Source organism: Nitrospirota bacterium, assembly GCA_016214845.1.
Lineage (GTDB): Bacteria > Nitrospirota > Thermodesulfovibrionia > UBA6902 > UBA6902 > SURF-23.
Window position 1 is genome coordinate 220,712 of sequence record JACRMS010000037.1, and the last position, 13,096, is coordinate 233,807.

Annotated in this window: 15 protein-coding genes and 1 pseudogene; 13 read left to right on the forward strand and 3 right to left on the reverse strand. The window is 47.6% G+C overall.

All coding sequences use genetic code 11. The annotated features are described in order from the left end of the window. Window positions 1–87: 87 nt before the first annotated feature. From HZB61_14825 to HZB61_14845, 5 genes and pseudogenes are all read left to right on the forward strand, one after another. Window positions 88–741, forward strand: coding sequence for a ribulose-phosphate 3-epimerase (locus HZB61_14825; GenBank protein MBI5057884.1), 654 nt, complete (start codon window positions 88–90; stop codon window positions 739–741). Next, window positions 738–1,766 carry a tetratricopeptide repeat protein gene (locus tag HZB61_14830; protein MBI5057885.1) on the forward strand — a complete coding sequence of 343 codons (1,029 nt, stop codon included), beginning with the start codon at window positions 738–740 and terminating at the stop codon, window positions 1,764–1,766. Before HZB61_14825 ends, HZB61_14830 begins: the two co-directional genes overlap by 4 nt. Window positions 1,767–1,808: 42 nt before the next feature. Next, window positions 1,809–2,162 (forward strand): hypothetical protein, encoded by a 354-nt coding sequence (locus HZB61_14835; GenBank protein MBI5057886.1) that lies wholly within the window; start codon window positions 1,809–1,811, stop codon window positions 2,160–2,162. Window positions 2,163–2,181: 19 nt separating this feature from the next. Next, a pseudogene (locus HZB61_14840) lies at window positions 2,182–2,986 on the forward strand (Bro-N domain-containing protein). Between the two features lie 6 nt (window positions 2,987–2,992). Then, window positions 2,993–3,349, forward strand: a complete 357-nt coding sequence (locus tag HZB61_14845; protein ID MBI5057887.1) for a nucleotide pyrophosphohydrolase — start codon at window positions 2,993–2,995, stop codon at window positions 3,347–3,349. 24 nt (window positions 3,350–3,373) lie between these two features. Here the strand turns inward: HZB61_14845 and HZB61_14850 are convergent, their stop codons facing one another. The 3 genes from HZB61_14850 to HZB61_14860 form a co-directional block, all read right to left on the reverse strand. Then, window positions 3,374–3,901, reverse strand: a complete 528-nt coding sequence (locus HZB61_14850; GenBank protein ID MBI5057888.1) for a YceI family protein — start codon at window positions 3,899–3,901, stop codon at window positions 3,374–3,376. 103 nt (window positions 3,902–4,004) lie between these two features. Then, entirely contained in the window at window positions 4,005–5,054 is a 1,050-nt protein-coding gene (locus HZB61_14855) for a radical SAM protein (protein ID MBI5057889.1), read from the reverse strand. A gap of 126 nt (window positions 5,055–5,180) precedes the next feature. Further along, window positions 5,181–5,318 (reverse strand): hypothetical protein, encoded by a 138-nt coding sequence (locus HZB61_14860; GenBank protein ID MBI5057890.1) that lies wholly within the window; start codon window positions 5,316–5,318, stop codon window positions 5,181–5,183. 138 nt (window positions 5,319–5,456) lie between these two features. On the opposite strand from HZB61_14860, the gene HZB61_14865 reads away from it, so the two are divergent. From HZB61_14865 to HZB61_14900, 8 genes are all read left to right on the forward strand, one after another. Beyond that, the gene (locus tag HZB61_14865) at window positions 5,457–5,945 is read left to right on the forward strand and encodes an RDD family protein (protein ID MBI5057891.1); all 489 of its coding nucleotides are present in this window, start codon (window positions 5,457–5,459) and stop codon (window positions 5,943–5,945) included. Then, a complete protein-coding gene (locus HZB61_14870) occupies window positions 5,946–6,962 on the forward strand; it encodes a rod shape-determining protein (GenBank protein MBI5057892.1) in 1,017 nt (338 codons plus the stop codon). A gap of 142 nt (window positions 6,963–7,104) precedes the next feature. Next, window positions 7,105–7,878: a rod shape-determining protein MreC gene (gene mreC / locus HZB61_14875; GenBank protein ID MBI5057893.1), complete on the forward strand. Its 774-nt coding sequence runs from the start codon at window positions 7,105–7,107 to the stop codon at window positions 7,876–7,878. A gap of 43 nt (window positions 7,879–7,921) precedes the next feature. Beyond that, a complete protein-coding gene (gene mreD / locus HZB61_14880) occupies window positions 7,922–8,392 on the forward strand; it encodes a rod shape-determining protein MreD (protein ID MBI5057894.1) in 471 nt (156 codons plus the stop codon). A gap of 1 nt (window position 8,393) precedes the next feature. Continuing rightward, window positions 8,394–10,211, forward strand: a complete 1,818-nt coding sequence (gene mrdA, locus HZB61_14885) for a penicillin-binding protein 2 (protein MBI5057895.1) — start codon at window positions 8,394–8,396, stop codon at window positions 10,209–10,211. A gap of 56 nt (window positions 10,212–10,267) precedes the next feature. Further along, window positions 10,268–11,389, forward strand: coding sequence for a rod shape-determining protein RodA (gene rodA, locus HZB61_14890; GenBank protein ID MBI5057896.1), 1,122 nt, complete (start codon window positions 10,268–10,270; stop codon window positions 11,387–11,389). A 50-nt stretch (window positions 11,390–11,439) separates the two neighbouring features. Continuing rightward, window positions 11,440–12,213, forward strand: a complete 774-nt coding sequence (locus HZB61_14895) for an ABC transporter permease (GenBank protein MBI5057897.1) — start codon at window positions 11,440–11,442, stop codon at window positions 12,211–12,213. Continuing rightward, complete coding sequence (locus HZB61_14900; GenBank protein MBI5057898.1) at window positions 12,213–12,974, forward strand: ABC transporter ATP-binding protein; 762 nt, start codon at window positions 12,213–12,215, stop codon at window positions 12,972–12,974. Before HZB61_14895 ends, HZB61_14900 begins: the two co-directional genes overlap by 1 nt. Window positions 12,975–13,096: the final 122 nt, after the last annotated feature.

A 13,096-nucleotide genomic window follows, 5' to 3' on the forward strand; every position in this document is an offset into this window, starting at 1 on the left:
TCGGTATCGAAAAACAAATTATTTCACAACATCTGCATTTTCTAAATTACATTTTGAGGCAGCTGGCAGCTAAAAGAAGGAGGGTTTATGATTAAGATTGCGCCGTCTATTTTGTCGGCAGATTTTTCAAGGCTTGGTGAACAGATCAAGGAAGCGGAAAAGGCAGGGGCTGACCTTATCCATGTTGACGTGATGGACGGGCATTTTGTCCCCAATATCACCATCGGCCCGCTTGTTGTGAAGGCAGTGAAAAAAGTCGCGGCGCTCCCGCTTGACGTGCACCTCATGATAGAAGACCCTGATAAATACATAAAGGATTTCGCTGACAGCGGCGCGGACATTATCACCGTCCACGCGGAGGCGTGTGTGCATCTGCACAGGAGCATTCAGAAGATAAAAGAATGCGGGGTGAAGGCGGCTGTCTCGATCAACCCGGCAACTCCGCTCAGCAGTATCGAGCTTATACTCCCGTTCGTTGACATGGTCCTTTTGATGTCAGTGAACCCCGGTTTCGGCGGGCAGAAGTTTATCCCTGAGGTCCTCCCAAAACTTAAACAATTGAAAAATATCATCACCGAAAATATATATAAAGCAGAGATAGAACTGGACGGCGGAGTCACAGTAGATAATGTGGCGGAAGTCCACAAAGCAGGCGCGGACATTGTGGTCATGGGCAACGCGTTTTACAATTCAATAGATTACGCGGAGACCGTGAGGATCGTGAGAGAGAGGTGCAATTGAAAAGAGATTTATTCGACAAAGCAGAGAAATACAGGAAGGCCGCTGAATACGGACGGGCGATCGAGTTGTATCAAAAGGCCCTTGCGCATTTTAAAAAGAATGCAGATGTTGACGGCGCTCTTGATTGCACAATCTCCCTGGCCGACACATTCAGGGCGAAAGGCGATTTCACTGAGGCGAAAAAATATTACGAAGACGGGCTTGTGATAGCGGGAGCCATTGATGACAGGACCGCGGAGGCTGACGCGCTTGCCGGGCTGGGCCTAAGTTTGCGGGCGTTAGGCGACTGGAGTACAGCCATGAATTTAATCCGCAGAGCCAACGGAATATACAAAACCCTCCACGACAAAAAAGGCGAAGCCTTTTCCACATGGGCGAAAGCAGGGACGTACAGGATAAAGGGAGACATTAAAAAGGCGCTGGAAGATTTCCATTCCGCTCTGAAAAAGTTCAGGGCGTTGAAAGATAAATCCGGCGTTGCTTATACATACTGCGGGCTTGGCGGCAGTTCGAGGATTGCTGAGAGGTTTGAGGATTCAGGAAAATATTATACTCTGGCCAATCAGAGTTTCAACAAACTGAAAGACCGCTTCGGGCTTGCGTATTCATTCTGCGGCCTGGGCAATGTCTGCCGCATGAATGGAGATTATAAAAACGCCCTCAGATATTTTAAAAAAGCGGAAGTCCTGTATAAACAGATCGGCGACAGGGTCAGTTACGCCTACACACTCTGGAGCGTCGGCACTTCTTATAAGATGCTTGGAGATCATGAAAAGGCGCTGAAGAGTTATAAAGAGTCGATGGGCTTTTTCAAACAGACAAAAGACCCGAGGGGACAGATCTACTGCATCCTCGGAGTTGGCGAGCTTGAATATTTAAAAGGCAGAAAAGAGAAAGCCGGTAAGGCGTTCTCCGGGGCCTTTACCTCCGCGAAAAAATACGGCTTCGCAGTTGAAAGAAAATATGCCGAAAGACTGCTCAAGGCGTTGAAGCAGGGCAGGGGCTTCCCGTTGAATTTGCCGTAAGGTCTCCGTGATATCTTGGTTTATTCTTGAAAAAATACTCGAATACTGATACCTTACTTGAAAAGGGATGGAAGTGAAGTTGTGACATTTTGTCACGGGTTGAAATTGACTGCTCCAGACGGAAAGTCGAGAGAGACTGATTGCGCTAACACCGAAGGCATTTTCCGTATCATCCAGTCTATCCCTTCTCCCAAGGCTGAACCTTTCAAGCGTTGGCTGGCTAAAGTTGGCTATGAACGAGTGCAGGAGATCGAAAATCCCACCCCTCAATCCCCTCTTGATAGAGGGGAAGTAAACGCCGATACTTCCGCCCTCGAAAAACAGATCGACGAAATGGTCTATGCCCTCTACGCCCTCACGCCGGAGGAGATTGCGATTGTGGAGGGGAAGAAATAAATGAATAGGGGAATCAATAATGGAACAAAATAATATCGTCGTTTTCGGGAGTAAAAAAATCAGACGGATCTGGCACAATGACGAATGGTATTTTTCTGTTGTTGATGTTGTAGAAGCATTGACAGATTCCCCCATCCCTAGTCAATATTGGGGAAAAGTGAAGCAAAGAGAGTTTATAGACCTTCAGTTGTCCCCAATTTGGGTACAACTGAAATTAGAGGCATCCGACGGCAAGAAATACACTACCGACTGCGCAAATACTAAAGGTATGTTCCGTATCATTCAGTCTATTCCGTCGTCAAAAGCCGAGCCGTTTAAGCAATGGCTGGCGCAAGTGGGCTACGAGAGAGTCTAGGAAATTGAAAATCCCGAGCTGGCCCAAGAGCGTATGAAGCAATTGTATGGACAAAAAGGATATCCAAAGGATTGGATTGATAAACGATTGCGGGGCATAGCTATCCGCCAAAATCTGACTGATGAATGGAAAGAGAGAGGGATCGAAACTGAATCGGATTATGCCATTCTTACCGCTGAAATATCTAAAGCGACTTTCGGAATAACGCCTTCTGAATACAAAGAATTAAAAGATTTGACCAGGAAAAATGATAACCTTCGCGATCACATGACCGATTTGGAATTGATTTTTACTATGCTTGGCGAAAAAGTTACAAAAGGAAAAACCTGAAACCTTTAACAAAAGTAAAAAAGTGGCCCGGCGTGGAGGGCGTGTGGCAGGCATAGCACGGAAAGAAACTGAAAAGGAGTTGGGCAGAAGTATTGTAAGCAAACAGAGCTATTTACCAATAAAAAATAAAATCAAATGAGAAAAAATGAACCTCCCCGACATCCGGCAAAAACTCCGCAAGTTCGCCGAAGACAGAAACTGGGACCAGTTCCACAGCCCGAAGAACCTCTCGATGGCTCTTGCCGCCGAGACTGCTGAACTGCTTGAGATCTTTCAGTGGCTTACGGAAGAGCAGTCAAAGGACATTGTCAATTCTGAAAAAGAATTTGCTCAGGTGAAAGAAGAGATCGCGGACGTATTCATTTACCTTGTCCGCCTTGCCGATAAATTGAACATCGATATCGAAAAAGAAGCCCTCGCCAAAATTGTACTCAATGAAAAGAAATACCCCGTAGACCTTTCCAGAAACAATGCTGTGAAGTATAACAGGAGACGATCCTGAATTTCGCATTACATGTGAATGCCCCTACGAAACCAGATCGGTTTCTATATTCATAGAGATCTTAACTTCTTTGCTCGCCATCAGGCCGCCGTTGTCCAGCGGCACATTCCACATCATGCCGTAGTCTTCCCGGTTGATTGTGACATTACCGGAAAAGCCCAGGGTTGTGTCTCCGAACGGGCTTTTCACGGGGCCGAAAAAATCAACCTCTATTATTACGGGACGTGTAATTCCGTGAATGGTCAAATCTCCTGTTATCTTGCAGGCGTTAAAACCTGTCCTTTCGGCCATGGAGCTTTTGAAGGTCATCTTGGGATATTTTTTAACTTCAAAGAATTCCACACTCCTGAGATGGTCGTCGCGTTTCTGAATTCCTGTGTAAATGCTGTCAACGTCAATTTCCAGTGCAACAGATGTTTTACTTATATCAGCAGGGTCGAAATTGACCTCGCCCGAAAGTTTATTACACTGGCCGTGGACATAAGCGCCCATCATATGACGCACCTTAAATGCGGCCACCGAATGATCCGGATCGATCTTCCATTTAGACATAATTGTGTTCCTCCTTCATGGTTACTGCATAAGAGATAATCAAGTTCTCTATTATTATGCTCTGTGTTTTTTGTCTGATAGCTATCAGCTTATAGCTGTCAGCTTAAAACTGCTCTATAAAACACTGCGGGTCATCCGCGAGGACATCATGTTCTCCATTTGCCGTTGGATAGGCATACGCGATGGCTCTGCATCCCCTGCACTCAGCCCATCTCTTGCATGTGCCGCATTTTCCTTTATAACTTTTTCTGTCTCGCAGGGCGTTTAAGACATCCGAGGTTGCCCATACCTCCCGCAATGAATCTTTTCTTATATTGCCTATGGGGACATGCAGTCTCCTGCACGGGACAAGTGTGCCGTCAGGGAGAATGGTCAGTCCCGATATGCCGGCGGCGCAGCCTCCAGTGGGGACGTCTCCGAGGTCGCCGTTATCAGATTTGTCTCTTAATTGTGAGGCAACCGGGTCGCCTGTAACTATTTCAAGCTGGCCCGTGTCAGTAGAAAATATTTTTTCATAAAGCGCCTTCACTGTGTCTGTTGCCAGCATTTCTATTAACATTAATTCTCCCCTGCCTGAGGGAACGAGCCTTGAGAAACCGAGCCTGTGCACGCCGAGATTTGACGACAGCTCGATCATGTCCATAAAACTGCCGGCATTATAAGAAGACAGTGTGGCATTCAGTGTCACTTTCAACCCCGCGTCAAGCAGATGCCTGACGCCTTCCATGGAAGCGGAATAACTGCCCTTGCCCCTTATCGATTCATGTATCTCTTCAGTTCCTTCGACGCTGACCTGCACTCCCTTTACGCCGAGGTCAAATAATTTTTTTGCCTTTTTGTCATCAATAAGAATCCCGTTTGTAAGCAGGTATAAACTAAAACCCTGAGAGCTGAGTCTTGAGAGGATTTCAAATAAATCCTTGCGCAGAAAAGGCTCTCCGCCGGTTATGTTGAAGCTCGGAGAGAAATCTACCCCATAGTTTTTTTTCCATTCACTTAAGGTATCAGACACCTCATCGATCGTGTCGCATATCTCGGAGAAGGACATCTCGTCCATTTTCCTGTCCGTCTGGTAGCAGTGCTTGCAGCGGAGATTGCATTTTTCGGTAAGATGCCATTGTATGAAAAAATCAAAGGCGTGGTTAATTGACATAAACTTTGTTCGGGAAGAGATTTTTGGGCAAATATGGCAGACGTCTCTTTCGAAATCCTCTGAGCGTACCTGCCATATCTGCTTTTTCAGTTGCTGGACCAGCAACTATCAGCTCTTTCAGCCCTTTCACTTGTGGCATAACCTGCCAGGATTTTCTTTTGCTACTTTCTTAAGGTTGTCCCAGAAGTCAGCCTCTTTTAAAAGCGCTTTTTTGCTCAAAGGTTTCTTCATCCCGTCTTCACCTCCTTCCTGATAAGGATTCATAATGGAATAATATCATATCCAAATACATTGTCAAGATTTTGTATCAAACTTTTCATTCATTGCTAATTTCAGGGCTTTCAAATTATACTGTTTCTTGAAATAAAACAGTCTATCTGCTACTATTTATGGAATTTAAAAATGAACGTCTCCGAGTCCCTTTTTGATCAACCAGTCAGCGAGCCAAAAGAGTCAGGCAAAGCGGGACTGCTGAACAGGATAATAGCCAGGACCATTGACTTTATCATTGTTGCAGCGCTGTATGAGGCGATACCGAAGGTTGGTTTTTTTGCCGGGCTGACATATCTCCTGATAGCCGACGGACTTTTTGACGGCAGGAGCGCAGGCAAGAAGTTAATAGGACTCAGGGTGATCATTTATCATAATACCGATAAGGTCAGGGCCTGTAATTTTAAGGAATCGATCATCAGGAATTTTCCTTTCGGGGCCGGATTTATGCTGGTCGGGATTTTAAACGTGATCCCTTTGATAGGCTGGATATTTTCTTTCATAGTTATTGCGGTCGTCGTGCTTTTTGAAAGCCTGGTCCTCATCGGGAGTGAAAAGGGCATGAGGCTCGGCGACGAACTTGCAAAGACACATGTTGTAGAAGAGAAACGGGAGGATTAAATGTTCCATAAAATTCTTGGATGGTTTTCAAATGACCTTGCAATAGACCTCGGCACGGCCAATACCCTGGTGTTTGTGAAAGGCAAAGGAATTGTCTGCAATGAACCCTCTGTGGTTGCCATACAGAAGGACCGGGTGATTGCAGTAGGTCTTGAGGCGCAGAAGATGTTGGGCAAAACGCCTGCCAATATAATAGCAATGAGGCCCCTGAAGGACGGCGTTATCGCTGATTTTGACAAGACAGGCGAGATGCTTAAATATTTCATCAGGAAGGTCCATAACAGAAAGAGTTTCGTATCTCCGAGGATCGCCATCGGAGTGCCCTCAGGCATTACTCAGGTTGAACAGCGCGCTGTTAAAGACGCGGCACAGGCCTCCGGCGCGCGCGAGATCTATCTCATAGAAGAGCCGATGGCTGCTGCAATAGGCGTGGGTCTGCCGATCGGAGAGCCGGTAGGCAACATGATCGTCGACCTCGGCGGCGGGACCACCGACGTTGCCGTCATCTCTTTGCACGGCGTTGTATACAGCAAGGCCGTGAGAATGGGCGGCGACAAGATGGATGAGGCCATAGTAAACCATATTAAAAACAAGGGAAGGATCCTCATCGGCGAAAGGACAGCGGAGCTTATCAAAAAACAGATCGGTTCCGCATTCAAGGTTGATGAAGAAAACAGGTCAATGGACGTAAAGGGGAGGGACCTTGTTTCTGGTATTCCAAAGACTGTCACGATCTATGAAGATGAAATCAGGGAAGCCTTGAGTGAAAATGTTACCGTTATAATAAATGCGATAAAGGTGGCCCTTGAAAATACGCCGCCTGAACTTGCATCGGATATCGTCGACAGGGGCATTATACTTGCCGGCGGCGGGGCGCTGTTGAGAGGCCTTGACATGTTGTTGAAGCACGAGACAGGACTTCCCGTGACCGTTGCCGAAGACCCTCTCACTGCTGTAGCCAGAGGCGTCGGCAAGGTGCTTGATGAACTGGATATCTTAAGAAGGGTCACGTTCTAAAAAAGAAAGCAAAGAAGTTAAGAAGATAAGAAGTTTTGAAGATGGGAAATGACGGGAGTTTTTGCTTATCTTCTCAACCTCTCAACTTCATATCTTCTTCTGGTCCGCTCCGTTTACTCTGTGGTTTGTTGTATTATTTAAGATGCATAAGAAAAAATTTATTCTCTTCGCCCTCTTTATTCTCCTCATATTTGCCCTGCTCACTTACCAGGGCATCCAGGGTGAAAGACGCATCACGGATTTCACCCTTTATCCTCTGAAAGTCCTTGAACAGTCAGGCACATTCCTGAAAAAAGCAGTGAGATATATTCCCTTCTTAGGGGATGACGATGAGAAAAGACTTATCTCAAGGTTAGGCAAGTGTGAACAGGAAAGGATGAAATCCAAAGAGGCGGAATCTGAAAATGAGAGGCTCAGGGGCATCCTGCAATTGAAATCCGAAAGGCCTGATTATGTTGCCGCCGCCGAGGTTTTTGCAAGAGATCCGACCAACTGGTTTCATATTTTATGGATAAACAAAGGACTGAGCAGCGGCATTGCAAAGGACATGGTCGCAATCACTCCTCTGGGACTTGTGGGAAGGGTCCACAGGGTCTTTAATGAGAAGGCCGACGTCATACAAATAACCGACGTCAATTCATCCGTTGCGGTCAGGATGGAAACCTCAAGGGTGGAGGGAATACTGGAGGGAAGAGGGGACAATAAATGTAACCTGAAATATGTCTCAAAGGATTTTGAGGTTGTGGAGGGCGAGAACGTGATAACATCAGGGCTTGACGGCATATTCCCTGAAGGCCTTCTGGTGGGAACTGTCAGCTCTGTTGACAGGGAAGGCGGAGACGTATTTCAATTAATTGAAGTTATGCCGGCCCAAAATTTAAACACGGTCGAAGAGGTCGTGGTGCTGAAGAGATGAAGACAGAAAAAGCGTTAAGCGCTCAGCGTTGTTGCGCATACTTATGAAGGCATTGTTACTCTACATAATCTTTGCATATCTTGCATTAACGGTGCAGTCCATATTCTTACACGGCATAAAACCCGACCTCGCGCTCGTGCTTGTGTGTTTTTATTCGGTCAGGTACGGGCAGGTCAAAGGCGTGACTTACGGCGCATTGACGGGCATCCTGCTCGATACCGCTAACGGGTTTATTTTCGGCCCTCATATTATCAGCAAGTCCATTGCCGCGTTTCTTATCAGCGCGGTCAAGGAAAATTTATTTGAATGGAACGCCACGATCAGCGTTATAACAATCGCAATATTTTCAGTGGTCAATATATTTCTGGTACATATATGCTTTGAGACCTTTTCAAAAGTGTCTTTTGCCGACAGGCCCTGGGGCATTTCAGTGATGGAAGTTATATACACGATTCTGTCCGCGCTGGTAATGTTCCCGGTGTTTAACAGGGAGAGAAGGAAGTGGAAGAGATGATATGGACAAAAGAATAACCACCGCCTTCTATGTCCTGCTCTGCATATTCTGCGTCTTCGTCCTGAGGCTCTGGCACCTTCAGGTAATAAAGGGCAGCGAATACAAAAGGCTTGATGAGCGCAACAGGCTGCGGGTCGTCGATGTACCCGCGCCGAGAGGGGTGATCTACGACAGGAATGATAATCCCCTTGTGAAAAACGTCATGTCTTTTGACGTGTCCATCGTCAAAGAGGACATACCGAAGGATTATCAAATTCTCCTGGAACTGGGAAAGCTTGTCGGGCTTTCAGCAGAGGAGATAAAGAAACGGGCAAGGGCAACGGCGAACCCCTTTGAAGCCATCAGCCTCAGGCAGAATGTCCAGTTTGAAGAAGTCGCAAGGATAGAGGCAAAGAAGATCGATTTTCCGGGCCTGCAGGTGGAAGTAACGAGCGCCAGGGAATATCTCTACGGGCAAACAGCGAGTCATGTCCTGGGCTATCTCGGCAATCCCACGCCGAAACAATTAAGCACTCCCGAATACAGCGATGTCCCCCGTCAGGAATATATCGGACAGTTTGGAATTGAGAAAAAATATGACAGCATACTGAGAGGCACGCCCGGCAAGAAGATCGTTGAGGTTGACGCGCTTGGCAATGTAATTAAGTTTGTAAGGATACAGAAGCCTACAAGAGGCAATGACATCAAACTTACTCTTGATATCAATGTTCAGGCGGAGGCCGAAAAAGCGCTTGAAGACAAGTCCGGCGCCGTAGTTGCCCTCAAGGCCGGTACCGGCGAGGTATTAGCGCTGGTCAGCGCCCCTCCATTTAATCCGAATCTCTTTGTCGGAGGCATAAATTCAAAGGACTGGAAGGAGCTGCTTAACGACCCGAGGAAACCTTTGATGAACAGGGCGATATCGAACCATTTCCCTCCAGGCTCAACCTTCAAAATAATCACCGCGCTTGCCGCCCTTGAAAATGGGACCGTTACTGAGAGCACGCCGTTTTTTTGCGGCGGATCAACTACCTTTGGAAGGGTCTTCAGATGCTGGAAGGACGGAGGGCACGGCGGGGTCAGCCTTCACAGGGCGATTGTTGAATCCTGCGACGTATATTTTTATGAAATCGGGAAGAGGATAAACATAGACACGATTGCGAAGTATGCCTCGGCATTAGGCCTCGGCAGGCCCACTGGGATCGAGCTTGACGGCGAGGCGGCAGGGCTTGTTCCCTCCACTAAATGGAAACTCAAGGCAAGGAAGGAAAAATGGTACCAGGGCGAGACGCTCAGTGTCGCGATCGGACAGGGGTATCTTTCCGTTACACCGATACAGATGGCGAGGATGATGGCCGCGGTGGTAAACGGAGGGAAGCTGTTTAAGCCGCATCTTGTAAAGAATGAAGACCTTGAGGCGGAACCTGAGAGTGTTGCGGACATAAATCCGGGGAACGTTGAATTAGTCAAAAGCGGACTTGTAGGCGTTGTCTACGAAGGCGGAGGCACGGGCAGGGCCGCGCGCTCAGACATTGTCAGTATCGGCGGTAAGACAGGCACCGCACAGGTCATCGGGGGAGCGGTCAAAGGGAAATATCTCCCTGATGAATTTCAGGACCATGCCTGGTTTGTGTCTTTTGCCCCTCAATATGATCCGCAGATAGCCGTGTCCGTCTTTGTCGAGCACGGCGGCCACGGCGGCTCTACTGCCGCGCCCATAGCAAAGAGGGTGATAGAGACATATTTCAATCCGCCGAAGAAAGACAGCGAGGACGGGGAGCAGAAGCAGGAGGAGCAGGTCCCGGAAAATCAGGAACCGGCAAAGCCGGATGCCGGTTAACAATTATTGCAGGGACGAGGCAGTGCCTCGCCTGTAATCAAAGATCAAATATTATAATGATAGACCGAAGGTTATTAAAAGATTTTGACTGGGGCTTTCTGGGTATGGTCATCGTACTGGCCCTGATAGGACTAATGACGATCTTCAGCGCCACAAGGCCCTTGCTTGAGGCCGAGCAGCATCCGTATTACCTGAGGCAGCTTAACTGGATAATACTCAGCCTTGTCTGCTTTTCACTCATGCTGATCTTTGATTACAGGTGGCTTGTCAGGTTTGCCCATATATTTTACGTACTGGGAGTTGTCCTTCTCGTATTTGTTCTTATCGCAGGGAGAAAAGGCATGGGCGCGCAGAGATGGATCGACCTCGGGTTCTTGTCATTTCAGCCTTCGGAGTTCTTCAAGCTTTTTTTTGTCGGGGCGCTTGCGCGTTATCTTTCCGGTTTGGAACAGGGGATGAAACTCGGATCAAAGCAACTGGTGAGGATGCTGGCCGGCTTTCTCATCTTTCCCGCAATTCTTATACTGAAACAGCCGGACCTCGGGACCATGCTGATTTTAATATTTATCTTTACCGCGATGGTCTTGACCGTGGGGATCGAAAAAAAGATCCTCATTACCGTTGTTGTAATCGGCATGATAGCCACTCCTGTAGCAGGTAAATTTCTCTGGGGCGGATTAAAAGATTACCAGAAAAACAGGATCATCGCGTTCATTGACCCGCAGGTGGACCCTCAGGGGATCGGTTATCATGTAACTCAATCGAAGGTCTCTATAGGGGCAGGCGGTTTCCTTGGCAAAGGATACCTGAGAGGCACTCAGGGGCCTTACAGGTTTTTGCCTGAGAACCATACGGATTTTATCTTTTCAATATTTGCTGAAGAATGGGGATTTATCGGCAGCCTGGTCCTGTTCACATGTTATCTGTTTATCATATGGCGCGGGTTTGAGACCGCAAAACAGTCAAGGGACATTGAAGGGACCTATCTCGCCCTCGGAGTGACGTATATGTTTTCTTTCTATTTCATTGTCAATGTCGGGATGACGCTCGGATTAATGCCTGTTGTCGGCATCCCTCTGCCTCTGATGAGCTACGGCGGCACAGCCCTGCTCTCCAATTTCCTCGCGCTCAGTATTATTGAAAATGTAAGGATGCGGAGATTCGCTTCGTATTATTGATTCCCTGCTTTCAAGAACCTTCAAAATATCGTATAATCTATTCCCATAGAATGCTTTTCAAACTTATTGAACTCTTTGGCGCTCTCATAGAGAAGCCTGTTGAAGGCATCGGCAGGTGCATGCTTCTCCTTTATTCCATTTTTAAAGAAATATTCAAGCTTCCCTTTGAGATAAGAAACCTTTTAAAACAGATGCAGGAGATAGGCGTTAATTCGCTGCCGGTAGTCCTGATCACGGCGGTGTTTACGGGCATGGTGCTTGCGCTTCAAAGCTTCACGGGTTTCAAGCGGTTCGGCGCAGAGGGGCTTGTCGGTTCCGTGGTCGCGCTTTCAATGACGAGAGAACTCGGCCCGGTCCTTTCAGCTTTGATTGTCACGGGGCGTGCGGGCGCTGCTATGGCGGCGGAACTGGGCACAATGAAGGTCACCGAACAGATTGACGCCCTTGAGACGCTTGCAACGAACCCGGTGAAATATCTGGTTGTCCCGAGATTTTTGTCGGGAATGATAATGCTCCCCGCGCTTGCTATTGTTACCGATATAGTAGGCATCATAGGCGGTTATTTTGTTACAGTTGTTCTTCTTGGCGCAAGCTCAAAGGCTTACTTGAGGGCCACATGGGATTACCTCGAAATGCATGATATATACAACGGGCTGATCAAGGCATGTTTTTTCGGCGCGGCCTTTACGCTTATCAGTTGTTACAAGGGTTTTTATACAAGAGGCGGCGCTGAAGGCGTCGGGCGCGCGACGACCGGCGCTGTGGTTGCGTCGTCGATGACCATTCTTATATCCGACTATTTCCTGTCGTCGTGGCTGTTCTGATGATAGAGCTTATTGACATATATAAATCCTTTGAAGGCAAGGAAGTCCTGCGCGGAGTGGATCTGAAAGTTGAAAAGGGAGAGAGCGTTGTTGTGATCGGCGGCAGCGGCTCCGGCAAGAGCGTGTTGCTTAAGCATATCATCGGGCTCTTGAAACCGGACAAGGGGACCGTGATAATTGACTCAACCGATCTGTCGCAGCTTGATGCAGATGCGCTGAATGAGATCAGGAAAAAGTTCGGGATGCTGTTTCAGGCTGCCGCGTTGTTTGATTCCATGAGCGTGTGGGAGAATGTAGGGTTCGGCTTAAAGCGTCATACGCATATGTCCGATACGGACATAAAAGAGGCCGCCGTTCAAAAGCTCAAAATGGTGGGCCTTGTCGGTGTTGAGGACCTGATGCCTTCCGAGCTGTCAGGAGGAATGCGCAAAAGAGTGGGCCTTGCCAGGGCAATTGCAATGGAACCGGAGATACTCCTTTATGATGAGCCCACCACGGGGCTGGACCCGATCATGGCCGACGCAATTAACGACCTCATCATAGAGATGAGAGAAAGATTAAATGTTACGTCCGTTGCGATCACACACGACATGAAGAGCGCGTACAAGATTGCAGATACGATTGCCATGCTTTATAATGGTGTGATTATCGCCAAGGGAAAGACAGAGGAGATCAAAAATACTTCGGACCCCGTTGTCAGGCAATTCATTGAAGGCAGGGCGGTGGGGCCCATTCATCTTGAAGGCATTGAAAGGCGATGAGCAATTATCAACAAATAGAATGTGTCCATTTACCGTCATTCCCGCAGTTTGTTGAGCGGGAATCCAGTTTTATTAAAATAAGTTCTGGATGCCCGATTAAAGACCCCCGATTACGAAATTCG